The following is an 18583-nucleotide window of genomic DNA, read 5'->3' as shown; positions in this document are numbered from 1 at the left end:
AATTATTTAAACAGTTGTAGTCGTTTCGATAGATTCATCTTCCGATTGACTCTTTAGTTGTTTACGTGCTTCTTCAAGGAAGAATAAATAAGCAGCTTCTAAAGTTTTTTGGTCAGATAAAAACTTTTCAGGACGTGCTGAATAAACCTCCTCATAAAGTTTTCGTAATAGCTCGTAATAACGCTTGATTTGTTCATACTTTGTTGCACCTACGTGATGCTCACGGATACGGTCTAAGCGAGTATGATATTGCTGTACTAAAGCAGCAAAAATTACATCTAAACCCAAATAAGGCTTTTGAGAACGAATAGCAGCAATAAAAGCTGTAAACGGTTCTGCTTGAGCAGTTCGTTTAAAAGAACTTCCCCAAATTTTTCCCTCTGCTGCAACTTGAGCAGCTTCTCGAAGATATTTAGTTAAGAGTAAGTTTTCATCCGGCATAAAGCTCTCCAGTAAAGTATTTAACGGCTCACAAATGCGACTCCAAATAACACTCAAGTTTGGTTCATCTTGTTCTCGCAGAGTCCAACGTAGCAAGACATAATAAAGTTCAATTGGTCTGACACAAGCACGAGCCAAATCATACAAACAATCATCAGCTTTCTGAATACTTGCAATAGATGTTGCTAGTTTGCCAATGCAACGTAGTCGCTCAAGAATTTTTTCTGCATCTTGGCGTTGCTGATATTGTCCATTTCCTAATAAAGTTTGCAGTGCAGAAGGAATTCCCTCTATTCGTCCATAAACATCATTAGATAACTCAACTTCTAGATTGCTACTCAAGGTAAAAGGAAAGCCAATATCTAAAGACAAGGAAATTTCTAAAGCAAGCCTCAGTGATTTTAGTAAAGCTAAAGAACTATTAACATCTCCCCAAAGTAAAGGAATAATGACAGATGTATGAACAAAATCAGGACGCTTTGGCAATGCCAAACCAACTACTTTGTTAGCTTTAAATTCAAGCTGGTTATCTTTATATAATTTTAATTCATCAATAGTGACAGTACCACCTTCAGCATTTGTCGCTGCAAGTTGTTTTAAAAGTTCACGCCAAATTATCAACAGTTCTGGAGCAGAACCTTTAGGTAATGCTAAGTGCAAATAAAGCGGGTCTTGTTTTTTAACAGCAGGAAAGTTCGCACCGACTGCCATTAATTGGTAAGCTAAAGCTGCAATTGAATCTGCTTGTCTTTTCGGTTCAGCACTGATACCACCCGGTAAGCGATTAGAAAAAGCCTGTACTTTTGTACCAGGGGGCATATTATCTGAAATTAGCTCATCTATATCAGTAGAAGTAGAACCTAAAGAGCATCTTTGTCTGGGATTTGCTTCTACATAAGCATTTAAATCATTGGCTCCATTTAACCGAATAGCAAAAGGTAAATTTACCATTCGGCTAACGGCTGCAATCATTTCTTCAGATACTTCTGTTTCTTCAGATATTTGTGTACTTTCCTTTCTTAGTTGGAAAGATTCTTGTAGAGCTTCTTTAATACCCTCAATTCCTTTAACAGCAGCCTTAGCAGCAAATAAAGGTCGCCCATATTGACCATTAAATGGCTCAATTGCAGTACGCTGAAGTTCGGATATACCCGTATGATGAGCAATTTTATCCCAAACTTCTTTAGGGCTTAATCCTGATTCTCTATAACTGAGGTAAGCTGCTTTTAAACCTTCAGATATGGCAAATTCCTCTGCATTATTTACAGGTAATAACTGAAGTTCAGCCGCTTTTATTAGTGCATCTGCACCAGCAGCATCACCCCACTTAGTTACATCTTTAGCAATCTTGTCTGATTTATATCCAGCTTTTTTCCTTTCTAAAAGAGCCTCAACATTTACCAAAACTTCCTCAATGTTTTGTTGGATGGCTTGATAAGTAACTTTAATACCATCCTTGGTAGGTCTGACAAGTCTTTCGATATTATTCCCAAAAACTTGGTCAATTTTACTTTGCCAAACAGCAGCTATTTCTTTTGTAAAATCTACATTTGGTAAAGCTTCTCCTTCAAAAAGTTCGCCATCAGGGAAAATTGCTAAAGGATTTAACCCATACTTTTCTAAAACCTCTTCGCAAGCACCCAGCAATAGGGCTGTAATATAGCCTTTGTCTTCAGATATGCGTATTCTGAAAAGATTAGAAGGTCGATTAAATGCAATAGTTAACTTATTTTGAACTTTCCGAAAACGTTTTGCTTCTGGAATTCCTAAATCAAATAAGTCAGAACCTGTAACCATCGCTGCCCAACGGTCAATATTCTCGTCTTCGGGCAAAAACCTTGAACCATCGGTCACATGATGATCTGAATGACGTTCAATTAGTTTTCTAACTAATTCCCAGTCATCTTCTGTAACTACGAATTTTATTACGCAAGCTTTTTCAAGTTGTTCTTGTAAAAATTCGTGGTTTCTCGCTAAGGTTTTGACATTACGCCCTTGGGAACCTTCTAATTTATTCAGGTCATGTACAGCAGTTGCTGCTAGTAACAAAGGTCTTTTATCTTCTGCTACTCCTGCTATTCGGCTAACTGTCAAAAGAAATTGACACGCAGAATCAAGATGCTCTGCAAGGGTCGTACCCGTTCTCACACCAGTTTGATGGTGATGTGCATGATTTTCGTAAAGCCGGGGGCGGATTTCACTGAAATAACGCTCCTCCAAGGTTTTGGGAGGAGCATTTAAAAGCCGACTGCGCTTAATCATATTGAGAGATATAAATTGTAAATAGATTTAATACCAAACTCACTCTCACCAAGTGGTCAACAATCACCATAGTCTGTCTTAATTTCTTGTGCCACTAGTACGAGTTTTTATTGAATAAATTTTCAAGCCCTATTTTCAGGTGGGCGAATTCTGACTCTATCTAATTCAGCAGTTACAATTGCACCAGAGAATAATTCGTTTCCGTAAAGCTGAAGTACCCGCAAACAAACTATTGATTGTTCTTTCGTTGAGAGATTAACTAAGCGCAAGATACCACAGTGAGGATTTCCCCGCAGAATTGCTAACTCTCCAAAATCTTTATCAAGGGTGACTAAAATCCTACCTTGACGATAGGCGGTTGCTAAAATTTCCTCGTCACCTGGATCTTTTGGCCAATCTCCAGACCAAACTACATCATACCCAGTTGTTTGTAAATCAATACGCACCCTAGCATTAATGCAAGTATCTAGCAGTATTTTCACCTTGGATACTCTATCAATAAAGGTTCAACTCGTTCATGACCAACTAACCTTCGTGCATAGACTAAACAGGCTTGTACATCTTCCCGTTCTAGCCAGGGATAAGCTTCTAGCAAAGTTTCAATAGTATCTCCTACTGCTAACATTCCTAAAATATGTTCAACAGCTAGGCGACGACCTCGAATGATCGGTTTACCGCCAAAGATTTGGGGGTTAAATGTAATTCTTTCTAGTAATGTTTGTTCGTTCATGGTTTAGTTCTCCTGAATATAACATATTCTTGTCTGTAGGAAAAAAATGATAAAGTTAATCTAGTTCTACAAAAAAATGTTCACCGAAATTTTTGAGATGTATACTAAAGAAGCCTTGAAACTGTACGCTAATCCCTAGCAGGGATTGAAAATGTAGAAAAGATGTGATCAAGGCGTTAACACAATTTTATAAATCCCTATCAGGGGTTGCAAGCCAGGGTATAGCTCTGGCTTTTTTCGTATCTGCCTAGCGAGTAACATTGTGTTTTTTGGTATTGAAATTATTGATTAACTTGGTATACATATAAAATAGCTATAAATACCATTTCTGTCAATAGTATAATTACAATTTATAGATGCCGAGAAAAAAAGAAACGATTACACTGTCAATTCCGCCAGGAACTAAGGAACAATTAGAAGCGATCGCTCGCCAACTCAATATCACTTGGGGCAAAGAACCGAGTATTTCGGGCTTAATAGTGGCGATCGCACAACAATCTGTAGAGGTCGGAAAGCCCTTTACGCTTGACTCTAACCAAATTAATGCCTTACAGCAGGCTATAAAAGCTTTGAATGATGCAGGTCACATAGGAGAAGCGCAAACTGTACTTGCACTTTTACTAGAACGGGGCAATCTCGAAACGCCTCTTCGTCAATTGCTGATGAAACAACTTAGTCAACCTATCCAGGAATGGCGAAATACGATAGAAGAGCTAAGTAAAGCAAAACAGCCTTTCTATCTTCTCTATTTCAACTCTCAAGGTCAGGAATTAGATTACAAAGTTCGTCACGCTGAAGTGCGCTTCTTTGAGAAACGCTTCTATCTCATGATTTGGTGCGAAGAGACAGCAGACGTAGAAAACGATATCCCAGAATTAAGCGAACTTTGGCACAATCGTTGCTTAAGCTTTGAGCGAATTAAGTCTGTTGTCCCTACAAGTGGAGATTGGCGGGGTGAACTTGATTATGTAAAAGTGCAATTACACTTTCGAGGTTGGCTAGCTAAAGCCTATCAACCGAAAGAAGATGATATTGAGGATGACATGAATAATGATGTGCGTCAGGTGGTGCGGCGAGTAGCTAATCCTTTCTGGCTGATTCGAGAAGTATCCCGGTATTGGGAAGATTGCGTGATTGTATCACCTGAGAGTCTGCGCGATCGCCTTAAACAAAAACTCCTCACCCTCTGCAATTTATACGATATCGAAACCAGGAGTTAAGTCTTGTGGGATAGGCATCTTGCCTAATATAGGTTAGAACCTATGAGAATAAATTGGTTCGGCAGGGCAGAAATTCTCACACTCGATCAAATTAATCTCCTATTTACTGAGGGCTTTGTCAACCCACGCGATCGCTCTTAAGGCGGGCGAAGCAGCGCCTTCTAGTTAAAAACATATCCAATTGTAGGGGCACAAGGCCTTGCGCCCCTACAAATCTAGAAATAATTTGGGATAATTTATTTTTTGCAAGTCCCTAAGAGACTATTATGTTCCCGGACGAGAGCGAATACAATCGGGTATATGATGGCGATCGCCTAATATTTCTAACAAAGGGCCATTAACATCAAATTTAACCATACTTACCGACGCGACCAAAATATTCACCCGATAGCGATAGCGTCCCAAATCAATTCCCAGTAAACTGCAAAGCATAATCCGAATCGTAGCTTTATGAGAAACTACTAAAACATTACCTTGGGGATGTTTTTCTTGAATTTCAGCAATTACAGGCATAGAACGGTTAGCAATATCTACCGCAGTTTCTCCACCTAGTGGTGCATTCCAAGCGGGTTCTGTCACCCATTTTACATAGTTTTCTGCGTAATTCTCTTGGGCAAACGATTTACTCTTAGTTTCCCATTCGCCGTAACTACCTTCTCTAAGTCCGTCACGCAACTGCATATCTATACCGATAGCATCACAAAATGGCTTGGCAGTTGCAATTGCGCGCTTCATCGAGCTAACATAAACACCTTCCCACTTCAATTGTTGATAAACATCGGCAAAAGCGGATGCCATCTGCATACCTTCAGAAGTCAACTCCGCATCAGTTTCACCGCAGAAATTACCACTTTGACTAAAGGTAGTTTCTCCATGTCGCAGTAAATATAAATTAAGTGTCATAGCTTGTATCGCGATTGGGATAAAGGAGTTTGTGCAAAAATAAAATACCATCAATCTCGCAATCGAGTCTGTGACACCAGGACAAAGTAATCAACCAAAAAAGCCAATCAACCACAATCCGCATCCCTTATCGTAAAATCTGGTCAATCATCCTATTGGCTTGCGAATCGTAACTAGCCCCAAATAAATTGAAGTGATTCAAAATGTGATACAGGTTATAAAGCGTTTTTCTTTGCTCATAGCCTGCATCTAACGGAAACACCTCGTTGTAACCCTTATAAAACCCTGCGGGGAACCCACCAAATAATTCTGTCATGGCGATATCAACTTCTCTATCCGCAAAATAAGTTGCTGGATCAAATATCACTGGTTCTCCCCATGCAGTACACCCAGCATTTCCACCCCATAAATCGCCATGTACTAAGGATGGTTGTACTTGATGATCTGCCAATAGTTCAGGGATAGCTGCTAATAGCTTGTCTTCTTTGGGGAAATTACCTCCCCGTCGCCTTGCCAACTGAAATTGATAACCCAGGCGATGTTTAATATAAAATTCCGTCCAGTCTGCTGTCCAAGTATTGATTTGCGGCGTGGAACCAATAGTATTGTTAATTTTCCAGCCAAAACCTTGACTGCTGCTAGCTTTATGCATTGCCGCTAACTTGCGCCCCATCTCTTCCCATGACTTGCTGTTACTGCTACCAAGTTCCAACCATTCCAGGATGATGTAGCTAGAATTATCAGCAGTACCCCAGCAAATTGGTTTGGGGATGCGAATACTAGCTGTTGCGATCATTTGCTCTAAACCCAACGCCTCAGCTTCAAACATTGCAACTTGGGATGCTTGATTAAGTTTGACGAAATAGGTTATCTCACCATTAGAGACAGCATAACCTTGGTTGATGCATCCGCCACCAACCGATCGCCGTTGCTGACTTTGAAATTTTTCGCCAGTCACCTGGCTAATATGGGCGTCGATTTGAGTCCACATGATTAAATTGGGGAGTGGGGGATGAGGGAGCAGGGGAGGCAGGGGAGGCAGGGGAGGCAGGGGATGCAGGGGAAGAATAATTAATTATTGATTAATTACCAATGCCCAATGCCCCATGCCCTATTTCCAACTTTTAATTTACGGCTTGACAAAAACTACACCATAAGAGCTAGGAGATAGATACTCTTTGGCTACTTGCATCAAGTCTGTTGCGTCTTGGCTCTGAATTATCGCTGGGTAGTTAAAGGCGGGTTCCAAATCTCCCACCAAAGACTGATAATAACCATACAACCCAGAGCGATCGCTTGGTGTTTCGTTGCTAAATATAAATCTGTTAGCTACTCGCTGCCGTATACGAGCAATTTCTGATTCTGCGATCAATTCTGTCTGTAGTTTGCTAATGTGTTGAGCGATCGCATCTTCTACAATTGCTAAATTTTCCACTGCACATTTAGCTGAAATATAAAATATCCCTTGTAGCTCGTTGCTCATGTTGCTCACAGAAATCGAAGAAACTAATCCCCGTTCCTCCCGTAAATCCCTCACCAGTCTTGATGTCCGTCCGTGTCCCAAAATTCCGGCTAAAACATCCAATCCATAGGTACGATCTAACTGAGTCATTCCTGGAACTCGCCAAACCATCACTAGCCTTGCTTGTTGCAGACTTTCATCGATAAATTCTCGACGGACAATTTCTGTAAATGGTGATTCAGGATTAAGGGGAGAGACGCGATTAATCCCGTCTGTACTGGGCTGGGGAGTAGTTTTTGTAAATCCTTCTGCAACAGTTGCAATTAATTCTTCTACTGGCAAATTGCCTACAGCTACAGCAGTAATTGACTGCGGTTGATACCAATTAGCATGAAAATCCCGCATCTGCTGGGGTTTCAGTCCGGCAATCACCGATTCTGGCCCCAATACCGGACGGCGATAGGGTAGCCGATCGAAGGCTGTCTCCATCGCCCGCCGATATGTACGCCGTTGGGGATTATCTTCTGAACGCCTAATTTCTTCTAAAACTACCAATCGCTCACGTTCAAAGGCATCATCAGGAATACTCGCATTCGATACTACATCTATTTGTAGTGGCGCAAGCTCGGCAAAATCTTTGGGGGCAGTAGTTATATAGTAATGAGTATAGTCTTGGCTAGTAGCAGCATTGGTAACAGCACCCCGTTCTTCAATTCGACGTTCAAATTCGCCGCTAGCGAGTCGTTCTGTTCCTTTAAAAATCATGTGTTCTAAAAAGTGAGCCATGCCGTTAATGGCATCAGGTTCTACAGCAGAGCCAACTTTTATCCATAAGTTGAGGTTTACGGCTTCAACTGGCATTTGCTCGGCAATGATTGTCAAACCATTGGGCAACTGGTGCAGCGTCGGAGCATTGAGACGGGGAAATTTCCGCAGGGTTGAGGTCATTGCTACTTGTGTGTGAGGAGCATGTTACTCTCTTATCTTATCTGCGACTATAAAATAAGCACTGCGATCGCTTCTCTACAAAAGAAGAAGCGATCGCATTAGCAAGAGACACAAAAAAGACTTGACAGGGTATCTGCCTTAAGTTGACGCTAATAGCGAGAAGCCCACCTCACAAGAAGTAGTTGAGTATTTTTTTATTCGTCAATCACAAGAGGATGTTTGAAAAGTCAAAATACAGCAGAATTCAGGAGTCAGAATTCAGAATTCAGAAGTAAGTTTCTTAATTTCTGCTTAACTATTCTGCTTAACTATCTGTTTAACTATATTAATGCAACACCCAGTCTCCTATCTGTCATATCTGTCGTTTCTATTATCTCTGTCATATCTGTCATATCTATCGTTTCTATCATATCTATCGTTTCTATTATCTCTGTCATATCTGTCGTTTCTGCGATCGCCAACTGAAAACTCAGCTCGGCAACCATTTTTCACCCAAATACGATTTCTCCGATAGCCCCAATTCCCTCTACAACTGGTGTTAGACAATTGCCTAACAAGCCTCACTCTGCCTCTTGTATCTACCGAACAAGTATTCCTTCGATTATTTTGGCTTGAACAAGTTATTATCTCTTGAGCCGAAGCTGGGGCAGCAATACTCAAAAGTGTACCAATACTAAGACTAGCAACCAGAAAGGTCGCAGCAATTTTGGGAAGGCGCATAATCATAATAAAATGCTAGATTTCTTCCAAATCTCAGAAACAAAAACTATAGTAATTCTAGCAAATTGCATTCAGAGCTAATGAATAAATGAGATTAAATGCAAATATTCTTTGCATTCCGAACTTCATCAAATACAATAGGTTCCATCAAGCACTTAACCTTTGCAAGGGTTTTTATTGAGCTTTTTTAAATGTTCAACCCTGCAACAACCCCACTTCCAATGCCGTTGATAGTCTTTAGTGAAATGATAATAAATAGCTCATTGGCTTCCGTTTGGTGCTGAAGATAAAAAAGTAATTACAGCCTGTTGCTCACCAAAGTTACAGGTACTTACTTGTATCTTTGTTGCCTTTAAAAGCTGTTGAAAATACTAAAAAATACAATAATGGCGTTGCTAATTTATATTGAAGTTGAGGTTGAGCTTGTGATGCACCATTCTCGTCATTTGCGGAACATTGTAGTCAAGCGTCTTGAGTTACCGGGTTTGAGTTTTAGGGTGACTCCAGATTCCACAATTGGCGGTTATCCAATCGAAGCACTCGATATCCCACCAAGGGCAAGTCATCCAGATGGGGAACCTCGCTATGACCTGCTGAACTTCCGGCTAAAGACTAAGTTAGACTGTTCTCATTTCCACCGTGGGCAGAAAGTTTTGGTTGAGAAGCTTCAGGTTGAGTAGTTTGAGATGCTTGGAAGCGATCGCTATTTTTGGTTGGTTCTTCTCTTTCAGTCCCCTCTAATATGATGTTGTCTTCCCATCAGCAGTTTTGAAGGAGGCAGGAGGCAGGAGGCAGGAGGCAGAAAGAGCAATTCACTTATGGGATTCGACCCCTCCTGAATTGAAGCCACTGAATTCTTATTCAGTGGGGGTCTTAAACCCAAGACCCATTTGGTCGCAGCAGTTCTTGCTGATAGCGCCGGCGGCAAGCGAGTCTGTGAGCGTCGGGCAGTTTTCCTCCTGCCTTCTGCCCTCTGCCTCCTGCCTTCCTTGATAAAGTCGAGTTAAGACTTTGGTTTATAAGTCGAAGCAACGTGTAATTCTTTCAACTGTTTAGCATCTACACTCGAAGGCGCATCTGTTAACAAACAACGTGCTTGTTGTGTCTTTGGAAAAGCAATGACATCCCGAATCGATTCTTCTCCAGCTAGCAACATTACCAAACGATCTAAACCGTAGGCGATGCCACCATGCGGCGGTGTACCATATTCAAATGCTTCTAAAAGAAAGCCAAATTTACTTTGTGCTTCTTCAGGAGATAACCCAATCGCTTCAAACACTTGCTGTTGAATTTCTCGCTGATAAATCCGCAGACTTCCGCCGCCAACTTCTACCCCGTTGAGTATTAAGTCGTAAGCTTGGGCGCGTGCAGTCTTTAAGTCGCTCAAATCATCAGGATGCGGTGCTGTGAACGGGTGGTGTAATGCTTCTAGGCGCTTTTCGTCAGCATTCCACTCGAACATCGGGAAATCTGTGATCCACAGCAAGTTGATTTTTTCGGGATCGATTAAGTCAAATTCTCTAGCGATCGCTTGTCGTAATCTATCTAAAGTTTTATTAACTGTAGCAGCTTCCCCTGCCCCAAACAACAGCAAATGTCCAGCTTTTGCACCTGTACGGCGCAAAATTTCTTGTTTTTGTTCTTCGCTTAAGTTGTCTTTAATCGCCCCAATGGTGTCAATTTCGCCATCATCTCTGACGCGGATATAAGCTAAACCTTTAGCACCGGCTTCGCTGGCTTCTTTAAATAAATCGCCACCTGGTTTAATGCGGACATTAGAAATTACATCGTTACCGTTGGGAATGGGGAGGATTTTGACGATACCACCATTGGTAACAGTGTCCCGAAAGACTTTGAAACCAGAGTCTTTGACGATATCTGAGACATCAACTAATTCCAAACCATAGCGTGTATCTGGTTTATCACTACCGTAGCGTTCCATCCCCTCAGCATAAGTAAGACGGGGGAAAGGACGCTGTAACTCAATCCCTTTAACTGTTTTGTAGATATGGCAAACTAAATTCTCATTTAGTTCGATAATTTCTTCTTGGGACATGAAGCTCATTTCCATGTCCAACTGGGTGAATTCTGGTTGTCTGTCGGCGCGTAAGTCTTCGTCACGAAAGCAACGGGCAATCTGATAATATCTATCTAAGCCGGATACCATCAGCAATTGTTTAAATAGCTGGGGTGATTGCGGCAAAGCATACCACTCACCAGGATTGACGCGACTGGGTAGAACGTAATCCCGCGCTCCTTCGGGGGTAGAACGGGTAAGAATTGGGGTTTCGACTTCGATAAAACCTTCCAAATCTTCTAAATAACGACGCATGGCTTTGACAATTTGATGACGCAGTTGCAAATTTTGCGCCATACGTTCGCGTCGCAAATCCAAATAACGATATTTCAGCCGTAAGTCTTCTCGTACTGTCTCGGTGTCAGCTACAGAAACTTGGAAAGGTAACTGTTTGCGAACAGCATTGAGTAGTTCAATTTTATCGGCGTAGATTTCTACCTCGCCTGTGGGGATGCGGGTATTCAACGATTCTTCGGGACGTTGTGTTACCCTACCAGTGATTTTGACAACATATTCATTTCGTAGGGCATTCGCATATTCGTAAGAATCTGGGGTGCGTTGCGGATCGCTGACGATTTGGACAATTCCAGAGCGATCGCGTAAATCTAAAAATATCACACCACCATGATCGCGGCGACGGTCTACCCATCCGTAAAAGGTAACAGTTTCTCCAATATGTTCTTTTCGGAGTTCGCCGCAATAGTGAGTTCGCATAAGTCTTAGTTATTGTTTCCGGGCTAGATTGGCAAGAAAATGTCAAAGCCTTCCCATTATCTAGCATCAATAGTAATTGTAGTAGTTCTGGTGAAAGAAAAAATCAAATAATCTCACACTATATATACAGCAGTTTTCATGTATTTGAACCACACCCAATACTTGTCGGGTTTTGGGGGAAAGGGACTCATTTTAAAGGAGAAAAGCCTTATATATCTAGCCTTCCACTCCTTTTTCCCTTTAACCGAGCAGTATTAGAATCACACCTGTCGTAGGAGCGCAAGGCCCATTGGTGTCAACTTAAGCCAAAAACTATATCGGACAGGCGTTTTGCAAATCCCTCACGCCCTCATCCCCTAACCCCTTCTCCCAAAGGAGAAGGGGAATTGAATGTCTAGCTCCCCTCTCACGGATGGGAGAGGGGCTGGGGGTGAGGGCAAAACGTTCTCACCAAGCGGGTTTAGCGTTAAGTTGACACCTATGTGTAAGGCCTTGCGCCCCTACCGCGTAGTCTATTTACTATTTTGGTTGATTAGGACGGTTTCCTTGGGGAGAGGCTCCGCCATCGCCAGGAGGATGAGGTGGAACACCTAGCGCGTCAATCAACTGTTGTTCAGTGACACCCAGCTTTGCTGCTGCGGCTTTAAAATCAGGTCTGGGTGGACGTTGACTGCGATCGCCTGGATTTGGCGGATTGGCTGGAACTCCTAACGCTCCCTTTAGCTGAGCTTCTGTAACTCCTAATTTTGTCGCTGCGGCTTTAAAATCAGGTCTGTGTGGGCGTTGACTGCGATCGCCTGGATTTGGCGGATTGGCAGGAACTCCCAACGCTGCCTTTAACTGTGCTTCTGTAACTCCTAATTTTGTTGCTGCGGCTGCAAAATCAGGTCTGGGTGGACGCTGACTGCGATCGCCTGGATTTGGCGGATTGGCAGGAACTCCTAACGCCGCCTTTAACTGTGCTTCTGTAACTCCTAATTTTGTTGCTGCGGCTGCAAAATCAGGTCTGGGTGGACGCGGCCGTTCGTTTGATGGTTGATTGGGTGGTTGTTGCGCCTGTGCAATTCGCTCGAATTGATTAGCAGCATTTGCTTGATTGAGTGAAAGAAAACCAAATGTGCCAACCAGAACAGGAATCGCTGTCACCACTAGTACTCTACGAATATTCATCATTAAATCTCCAAAGGTTTATATTTCTAATTAAGTCTTCTCAAAATAACAGTCTGCCCTGTTTCTAAATTACAAAACTGTAATTTAGAAACAACAATACTCTGACGAGATCGCCACTAAAGGCGAGGCGAAATGCAAGGGTGCATTAATTAACGGTTATTGCGTTCTACCCGGTTTTGAACTGCTTCTTGATTATGAGCTTGGGGACGTTGGGGAGTACGCTTTTTCTGATGTGGACGGGGTTTAGAATGTCTGATTTGTGGTTTTTTCTCAGATATTTGCCGTTTGTTGGGCTGTTGTGAAATCTCGGCGTTCCGATGAGATGGATTAGCGGCATTTGCCTGATTGGGTGCAACAAAACCGAATGTACCAATCAAAAAAGGAATCGCTGCTACGGCTAAGATTCGACGAATATTCATAAAAATCAACCTTCAAAAGCTAGGGTGTTCATATTTCTAATTGAGCCACCTCAAAATTACAACTTTCTTATTTTCTAAATTACAGTTTTGTAATTTGAATAAAAAATAATGAATTTAGAATAGAAGAATATATGAATTAATAAAACTTGTGAACGTTCTGTTTGTTGAAGATGAAGCGAAAATTGCTAACTTTGTCCGGGCTGGATTAAAGGAGCAGGGATTTGTTGTAGACTACTGCGATAACGGTGATGATGGATATCTGCGGGCATTAGACAACGAATATGATGCGATCGTACTCGACATTATGATGCCGGGAAAAGATGGACTATCGATTCTAAAACTATTACGGCGGCAAGGTCGGAACGCTCCGGTGATTTTGCTGACGGCTCGGAATGAACTAGACGATCGCTTGCAAGGGCTAAATTTGGGAGCGGATGACTATATCGCTAAACCGTTTTTTGTGGAAGAGTTAGCGGCTAGAATTCATGCCGTTGTGCGCCGAAGTGTAAGCGACCGCCAAAATCTAGTTTGCGTTGGGCCGATCAAACTCGATCGCATCACTAGGGAAGTAACTTGCAATCACCAGGCCATAGAACTCACCAGCCGCGAGTTTAATCTTCTAGAATATCTCATGCGTTCTCCCGGACGGGTTTTCACTCGTACCCAAATTTTGGAACACGTTTGGGGCTACGACTTTAACCCCAACACCAACGTTGTGGATGTTTGTATCCAGCGAATTCGTAAAAAAATTGACCCTCTTGATGAAGTAGTCTGGATTGAAAGCATTCGAGGGGTTGGATATCGATTTCGCAAGCCAGATTCTTCATCATGAAACTCCCTTCGTTTCGACTCCGCATTGCTCTGTTGTCTGCGGCTCTAGCGGGCAGCACATTAGTCGGATTTGGCGCGGTTTCCTGGTTTCAGATTTACAATGCTAAGATTAGCCGCCTGGATGCAGAATTATTAAATCACTTGATGCGGGCAACTCCGAACTTCCCTCCACGAGAGGAACCTCCCGCTGGCGCAGTCTTTCCCAGAAGAGAAAACTCACGCGATCGCTCCCGATGGCAGTTTTACGAAGATTCATTATCTTATTCCTTCGGAACCAATACAAAAACCCCTGTCGCCCTGGTGGTGCTGGACACAAATAACAATATACTTTATCAATCCAACTCCCTACCTGCCGATGTTGAGGTGAATCGTCTGTTGCTGAAGCGTCTGCAATTGACACCTCTACTACCGCCCCCGAAGAGAGAACCACCACCTTTACCCTCTAATACAAATCCATCCTTCGAGCGACCACCACTGATTCGTCCACGCCCACCTCAATTTGTCACAGAGCGGACAACAACAGCAGTCTGGCGGATTGGGGCAGTTAAATTTCCCAATGCTCAGATTGCCATTGCCATTAGCTTACAAGCCGTAGATCAAGAAATGGCTACCATTCGCAATATCTTCCTGGTTTCAATTCCGGGAGCGCTGCTGTTGGTTGCGGTGGGAGCATGGTTAGTTTCTGGTGGTGCTTTACGTCCCATCCGGCAATTAACGGGCGTAATTCAACAGGTAACTGTCAAAGGGCTAGATCAGCGGATTCCCATTGGGACAACTGATGTTGAATTTGTCGAACTGATTCAGGTGTTTAACCTAATGTTGTCACGCTTGGAACGTAGTTTTACCCAAGCTTCCCGCTTTAGTGGTGACGCGGCTCATGAACTAAAAACCCCACTGACTATTTTGCAAGGCGAACTAGAACGAACACTCCAACAGGTCGATCCCGGTAGTGAAGTACAACAGCGCTTAAGCAATTTGTTAGATGAAGTGCGCCGCCTGAGTGGAATTATGCGAAAACTCTTGTTGCTATCTCTGGCAGATGCCGGAAAAATGAGCTTGTATCTGGTTGAAGTGGATATGTCTGAGTTGCTGATGGAGATGCTAGAAGATGTGGAAATGCTAGCTCCCCATTTGACTGTGGAAACTGACTTTACTGATGGGTTGCGAGTAAAAGGCGATCGCGATCTTTTAATTCAAGTTTTGCAAAATCTATTTAGTAATGCAATTAAATACAATCTCGCCAACGGCTGGATACAAATTCGCGCTCATCAAACTCCAATAACTCTTCACGTCACCATTGTCAATGCATCAAAAGATATTCCCTTAAGCGATGCCTACGGCGCACGTGAACGTGAACGCGAACGTATTTTTGACCGATTTTATCGCGGCGATCCCTCACGTAACCGCAAGGTAGAAGGAATCGGACTAGGACTGAGCCTAGCACGGGAAATTGCCAGGGCACATCGTGGCGACCTTACTCTTGATTTAACACCTTCTGGTCAAACAGCATTCACCCTCACCTTACCGATGAAGTAATCCCTCTCCTAAGAAACAAGGCAGGAGGCAGTGTTTCGACTACGCTCAACAACCAGGCAGAAGGGAAGAGGATTAGACTTGTTTCTTCCATCCATAACGGAAGCGATCGCGTCCGTAAACAGCTTTTGTTACTACAGTAAGCCGGAAAAAGTAATACCAATTTAAAAAAATAATGCGACAAATAGACCATTTGTAGAGACGCGATTCATCGCGTCTTTACCCAAGGATGTGTTGCAATCATTAATTGAATTGGTATAATTACTATACAAACCCTCTTGAAAAGTTTTTCAGGAGGGTTTTTTAATTTATTTAAAGCGATTGCGCAAGCTTATTGCATTGGTTAATTCAAAGCATCAGCGATCTTAATACCAAGGTGCTGCAATGCTTTTTCTTTGACAAATTCAGCTGCACTACGAGCCGATTCCGCCAAAATAGTATCCGTGTTTGGAGTCAGCTTCAGCGCTCCTCCCAGATATCCCAAAGCTTTGCAGTAATCATCAGTCAAGTTGGTAGATGCCAGTCTCTTTACAGTTTGATAATCGCCACTCTGAAAAGCTGTTAACGCTTTGTAATGTAAATCATTTTCTGGCTTTCCTAGTACTTCAAGAATTGCATTCACAGCTTTATCGACTTTTTCTTGTGTTAGTTCTGTAGATACTGTTGCTTGCATATTTATCTCCTTTTGTTCATGAATTTGCAAGTTGTCGGTAGCGTTCTTGAACTTCCTGAATCGAAAACAAAGTTTCAAACTTCAACCCCGCTGACTGGTACAACTCACCTCCCCCTTGTTGTCGATCTACCAGTGAAATTACTTGATTTACGGTATAACCTGCATCTTTAAGACGCTCAACCGCTTTTAGAGCAGATTGCCCAGTTGTGACTACATCTTCCAAAACTACTACTTTTGCGCCCTCTGGTAAACTGGGGCCTTCTATATAAGCTCTTGTCCCATAACCCTTGGCTTCCTTGCGAATAATCAGCGCTGGTATTGGGCGGTTTTCATAAACAGAAACTATACTCACTGCTGTCACAATTGGATCGGCTCCCATTGTTAAACCACCTACAGCCTGTGTATCTACAGGTAATAAAGGAAATAGTAATCGTCCGACTGCTAAAGCGCCTTGAGGATGGAGTGTTACCTGTGTCTTATTGACGTAATAAGAACTACGCAGCCCAGAAGATAGGAGAAAATCACCCTCTTGATAAGCGAGTTGGCAAAATAAATCTAGTAGCTTGTGTCGTAAAGTGGTCAAATCAGAAGTGGTTGCCCAAATATCTGAGTGGGTAAGAGTTTCAGTAGGATACGTCATTACAAAACATTAAAAGTTGTGCTACACCAAAGGTTGAACTCATCAGAGTTCTGAACTTCAGCATAAATTAAGATTCGCCCAAAGCAAAAGTTGAGGAGTCAGAAACGTGTGTATAAAATTTAAAACCTTTGGTGGTTTATTGGTGCTGCTTGCTGCTGGTATTGCTTTTCCCTCTATTGCATCTGCCCAAACGGCAACACCCAATTCTGAAACTATGAATGATGTATTTGAACGAGCTTATTTTCGTCACGATGGCAATTTCTACGAAAATGGCGGCCTCAAGCGTCAGCTAGACTCATTTTTTGGATCTGGTTCTAGTTTCGGTGGTTCCTTCCCAGAAAATGAAATTGCCCGCGACGCTAATTTGGTTAATACTTTATATCATGATGCCCTGACTCAGCAAGTTGGCAACGATCCTTATATTCGTACTCCTGATTTACCAAATCCTTATGACACATCGCTGCTTGTGTCTCCTCGCTATAGCAACAAACTCAAAGTAGGAACAGAATTCAGGTTTGAAACATTACCATCTCGGTAAGATTGGGGATTGGGGAGTGGGAAGCAAGGGAGAATGATTACTAACCAACACTTCAGCAATGTTCAGTATAAATGCCCATGCCCTATGCCCCATACCCAATGCCCAATGCCCTCTATTACTACTTTTTGATGATTCAGTGCGCCCTGCTGGAATCGAACCAGCCTGAAGACGAATTATGAGTTCGTTGCCTCCCCAATCGGCCAAAGGCGCTTGTTTTTTTCGGTTGTGGGTTGCTACGAGAAAATTACTTCAGCTCTTAGGTCAACCTTATTTGCTAATTTTAGGGTGAGAAAAATACCTCACGCACTGAGTTTAGCCAATTCCATGAATATAGCACAAATTTAACACGTGTGAATACTGGACAATAGTTTATTAGATTTTTATACTACATAATTTGATCATAGATATAGTACAAACTAATATTGATTAAGTTCCTTTAAGGATTGAGGTCAAAAGCTTCACTATTCTTAAATAGACCAGCATTCTATTGTGATAGCTTGTCAGCGATGAAAATAAATTCTACTGTACTTCTTACTTTGATTTTGTTAATTATGATGATGGGAGCAGGTTCTGTGAGCGCGTTTTTGGGCTTTGAACTGGGGAGTTCAGCACTTAAAGGCGTGACTACACCAGATGGGCGTCCTACAACCAAATTTGCCAGCAATAAGGCAAATAACTCCCAACAGGGAGGGCTAGTGCTATTAAAAGAGGAAGAAATTCTGAAAATTGTCAAGGCGCGAATTGAGGGTAAGACCAAAGCCGCTAAATCGGAAAAGCCAGAAGAAGATGATGAAGAAACCAATAGCAGCAAGCAGAAGCCAGAGGAAAAACCCCCAGAAGTAGTTGAAGAAAAGCCCCTACCAGGTTTTCCAGTTACTGCCCAAAGCCAGGGTGTAACAATGACTGTGCAATCTGCTCGCTACTCTGGTGGTGATTTACTACTGAAAGTGAAAATGCAGAACAAAGGTAAGGATTCTGTGCGCTTCCTGTATAGTTTTTTAGATGTTACCGATGACAAAGGACGAACCCTGAGTGCAAGTACAGAGGGTTTACCAACAGAATTGCCTGTAAATGGGCCAGCATTTTCAGGTACAGTGAGCATTCCTACAGCTTTACTTGATGATGTCAAGAAAATATCACTTGCTCTCACTGATTATCCCGCTCAACAATTGAAGCTAGAGGCATTGAATATTCCTGTAGAAAGGTAGTTGGGTATCGGGGGCTGGGGACTGGGGACTGGGGACTGGGGACTAGGGACTGAATTCTTCCCAATACCCAATCCCTGATACCCAATCCCCAATC

General features: G+C 42.4%; 18 protein-coding genes and 1 tRNA gene. 6 read left to right on the top strand and 13 right to left on the bottom strand.

Going from position 1 to position 18583, the window contains the following annotated elements; genetic code table 11:
- Positions 1-6: 6 nt before the first annotated feature.
- From CDG76_RS01270 to CDG76_RS01260, 3 genes are all read right to left on the bottom strand, one after another.
- Entirely contained in the window at positions 7-2703 is a 2697-nt protein-coding gene (locus CDG76_RS01270; RefSeq protein WP_094347302.1) for a CRISPR-associated protein Csc3, read from the bottom strand.
- Positions 2704-2825: 122 nt separating this feature from the next.
- Positions 2826-3185, bottom strand: a complete 360-nt coding sequence (locus CDG76_RS01265; protein WP_094347301.1) for a DUF5615 family PIN-like protein — start codon at positions 3183-3185, stop codon at positions 2826-2828.
- Positions 3182-3433 (bottom strand): DUF433 domain-containing protein, encoded by a 252-nt coding sequence (locus CDG76_RS01260; protein ID WP_094347300.1) that lies wholly within the window; start codon positions 3431-3433, stop codon positions 3182-3184. Before CDG76_RS01260 ends, CDG76_RS01265 begins: the two co-directional genes overlap by 4 nt.
- Positions 3434-3789: 356 nt before the next feature.
- Here CDG76_RS01260 and CDG76_RS01255 point away from each other — a divergent pair, with 356 nt between their 5' ends.
- Positions 3790-4653: a helix-turn-helix transcriptional regulator gene (locus tag CDG76_RS01255; protein WP_094347299.1), complete on the top strand. Its 864-nt coding sequence runs from the start codon at positions 3790-3792 to the stop codon at positions 4651-4653.
- Between the two features lie 264 nt (positions 4654-4917).
- On the opposite strand, the gene CDG76_RS01250 is transcribed toward CDG76_RS01255, so the two are convergent.
- The 4 genes from CDG76_RS01250 to CDG76_RS39545 all read right to left on the bottom strand — a co-directional run bounded on the left by CDG76_RS01250 (position 4918) and on the right by CDG76_RS39545 (position 8686).
- On the bottom strand, positions 4918-5556 hold the full coding sequence (locus CDG76_RS01250; RefSeq protein WP_094347904.1) for a histidine phosphatase family protein: 639 nt from the start codon (positions 5554-5556) through the stop codon (positions 4918-4920).
- A gap of 127 nt (positions 5557-5683) precedes the next feature.
- Positions 5684-6547: a fructosamine kinase family protein gene (locus tag CDG76_RS01245; protein ID WP_094347298.1), complete on the bottom strand. Its 864-nt coding sequence runs from the start codon at positions 6545-6547 to the stop codon at positions 5684-5686.
- Positions 6548-6685: 138 nt separating this feature from the next.
- Complete coding sequence (locus CDG76_RS01240; protein WP_094347297.1) at positions 6686-7966, bottom strand: M16 family metallopeptidase; 1281 nt, start codon at positions 7964-7966, stop codon at positions 6686-6688.
- Positions 7967-8311: 345 nt separating this feature from the next.
- Entirely contained in the window at positions 8312-8686 is a 375-nt protein-coding gene (locus CDG76_RS39545; protein WP_442946365.1) for a DUF3011 domain-containing protein, read from the bottom strand.
- Positions 8687-9072: 386 nt separating this feature from the next.
- Here CDG76_RS39545 and CDG76_RS01230 point away from each other — a divergent pair, with 386 nt between their 5' ends.
- The gene (locus CDG76_RS01230) at positions 9073-9366 is read left to right on the top strand and encodes a hypothetical protein (protein ID WP_094347295.1); all 294 of its coding nucleotides are present in this window, start codon (positions 9073-9075) and stop codon (positions 9364-9366) included.
- Between the two features lie 323 nt (positions 9367-9689).
- Here the strand turns inward: CDG76_RS01230 and aspS are convergent, their stop codons facing one another.
- The 3 genes from aspS to CDG76_RS01215 all read right to left on the bottom strand — a co-directional run bounded on the left by aspS (position 9690) and on the right by CDG76_RS01215 (position 13066).
- Positions 9690-11477, bottom strand: coding sequence for an aspartate--tRNA ligase (aspS, locus tag CDG76_RS01225; protein WP_094347294.1), 1788 nt, complete (start codon positions 11475-11477; stop codon positions 9690-9692).
- 519 nt (positions 11478-11996) lie between these two features.
- Positions 11997-12650 (bottom strand): hypothetical protein, encoded by a 654-nt coding sequence (locus CDG76_RS01220; protein ID WP_223265094.1) that lies wholly within the window; start codon positions 12648-12650, stop codon positions 11997-11999.
- A 146-nt stretch (positions 12651-12796) separates the two neighbouring features.
- A complete protein-coding gene (locus tag CDG76_RS01215) occupies positions 12797-13066 on the bottom strand; it encodes a hypothetical protein (RefSeq protein WP_094347292.1) in 270 nt (89 codons plus the stop codon).
- A 148-nt stretch (positions 13067-13214) separates the two neighbouring features.
- On the opposite strand from CDG76_RS01215, the gene CDG76_RS01210 reads away from it, so the two are divergent.
- Together CDG76_RS01210 and CDG76_RS01205 are read left to right on the top strand one after the other, a co-directional pair.
- A complete protein-coding gene (locus CDG76_RS01210; protein ID WP_094347291.1) occupies positions 13215-13898 on the top strand; it encodes a response regulator transcription factor in 684 nt (227 codons plus the stop codon).
- Positions 13895-15433 carry an ATP-binding protein gene (locus CDG76_RS01205; RefSeq protein WP_094347290.1) on the top strand — a complete coding sequence of 513 codons (1539 nt, stop codon included), beginning with the start codon at positions 13895-13897 and terminating at the stop codon, positions 15431-15433. The genes CDG76_RS01210 and CDG76_RS01205 overlap by 4 nt, the downstream gene beginning before the upstream one ends.
- 340 nt (positions 15434-15773) lie before the next feature.
- On the opposite strand, the gene CDG76_RS01200 is transcribed toward CDG76_RS01205, so the two are convergent.
- Both CDG76_RS01200 and pyrE read right to left on the bottom strand, forming a co-directional pair.
- Complete coding sequence (locus CDG76_RS01200) at positions 15774-16103, bottom strand: hypothetical protein (RefSeq protein ID WP_094347289.1); 330 nt, start codon at positions 16101-16103, stop codon at positions 15774-15776.
- Between the two features lie 16 nt (positions 16104-16119).
- The gene (pyrE, locus tag CDG76_RS01195) at positions 16120-16743 is read right to left on the bottom strand and encodes an orotate phosphoribosyltransferase (protein WP_094347288.1); all 624 of its coding nucleotides are present in this window, start codon (positions 16741-16743) and stop codon (positions 16120-16122) included.
- Between the two features lie 106 nt (positions 16744-16849).
- On the opposite strand from pyrE, the gene CDG76_RS01190 reads away from it, so the two are divergent.
- Positions 16850-17281: a hypothetical protein gene (locus CDG76_RS01190; RefSeq protein ID WP_094347287.1), complete on the top strand. Its 432-nt coding sequence runs from the start codon at positions 16850-16852 to the stop codon at positions 17279-17281.
- A gap of 137 nt (positions 17282-17418) precedes the next feature.
- Here the strand turns inward: CDG76_RS01190 and CDG76_RS01185 are convergent.
- A tRNA-Ile gene (locus CDG76_RS01185) sits at positions 17419-17491 on the bottom strand.
- A 296-nt stretch (positions 17492-17787) separates the two neighbouring features.
- On the opposite strand from CDG76_RS01185, the gene CDG76_RS01180 reads away from it, so the two are divergent.
- Positions 17788-18489 (top strand): hypothetical protein, encoded by a 702-nt coding sequence (locus CDG76_RS01180; RefSeq protein ID WP_094347286.1) that lies wholly within the window; start codon positions 17788-17790, stop codon positions 18487-18489.
- Positions 18490-18583: the final 94 nt, after the last annotated feature.

This window comes from Nostoc sp. 'Peltigera membranacea cyanobiont' 210A, from assembly GCF_002246015.1.
GTDB lineage: Bacteria > Cyanobacteriota > Cyanobacteriia > Cyanobacteriales > Nostocaceae > Nostoc.
This window is presented reverse-complemented; position numbering and strand designations above follow the sequence as displayed.

What these genes read in the sequence shown, in the direction of transcription:
- CDG76_RS01270 (WP_094347302.1), bottom strand. Translation starts at nt 2,703, where the DNA reads ATGATTAAGCGCAGTCGGCTTTTAAATGCTCCTCCCAAAACCTTGGAG.
- CDG76_RS01260 (WP_094347300.1), bottom strand. Translation starts at nt 3,433, where the DNA reads ATGAACGAACAAACATTACTAGAAAGAATTACATTTAACCCCCAAATC.
- CDG76_RS01255 (WP_094347299.1), top strand. Translation starts at nt 3,790, where the DNA reads ATGCCGAGAAAAAAAGAAACGATTACACTGTCAATTCCGCCAGGAACT.
- CDG76_RS01250 (WP_094347904.1), bottom strand. Translation starts at nt 5,556, where the DNA reads ATGACACTTAATTTATATTTACTGCGACATGGAGAAACTACCTTTAGT.
- CDG76_RS01245 (WP_094347298.1), bottom strand. Translation starts at nt 6,547, where the DNA reads ATGTGGACTCAAATCGACGCCCATATTAGCCAGGTGACTGGCGAAAAA.
- CDG76_RS01240 (WP_094347297.1), bottom strand. Translation starts at nt 7,966, where the DNA reads ATGACCTCAACCCTGCGGAAATTTCCCCGTCTCAATGCTCCGACGCTG.
- CDG76_RS39545 (WP_442946365.1), bottom strand. Translation starts at nt 8,686, where the DNA reads ATGCGCCTTCCCAAAATTGCTGCGACCTTTCTGGTTGCTAGTCTTAGT.
- CDG76_RS01230 (WP_094347295.1), top strand. Translation starts at nt 9,073, where the DNA reads ATGGCGTTGCTAATTTATATTGAAGTTGAGGTTGAGCTTGTGATGCAC.
- aspS (WP_094347294.1), bottom strand. Translation starts at nt 11,477, where the DNA reads ATGCGAACTCACTATTGCGGCGAACTCCGAAAAGAACATATTGGAGAA.
- CDG76_RS01220 (WP_223265094.1), bottom strand. Translation starts at nt 12,650, where the DNA reads ATGATGAATATTCGTAGAGTACTAGTGGTGACAGCGATTCCTGTTCTG.
- CDG76_RS01215 (WP_094347292.1), bottom strand. Translation starts at nt 13,066, where the DNA reads ATGAATATTCGTCGAATCTTAGCCGTAGCAGCGATTCCTTTTTTGATT.
- CDG76_RS01205 (WP_094347290.1), top strand. Translation starts at nt 13,895, where the DNA reads ATGAAACTCCCTTCGTTTCGACTCCGCATTGCTCTGTTGTCTGCGGCT.
- CDG76_RS01200 (WP_094347289.1), bottom strand. Translation starts at nt 16,103, where the DNA reads ATGCAAGCAACAGTATCTACAGAACTAACACAAGAAAAAGTCGATAAA.
- pyrE (WP_094347288.1), bottom strand. Translation starts at nt 16,743, where the DNA reads ATGACGTATCCTACTGAAACTCTTACCCACTCAGATATTTGGGCAACC.
- CDG76_RS01180 (WP_094347286.1), top strand. Translation starts at nt 17,788, where the DNA reads ATGAAAATAAATTCTACTGTACTTCTTACTTTGATTTTGTTAATTATG.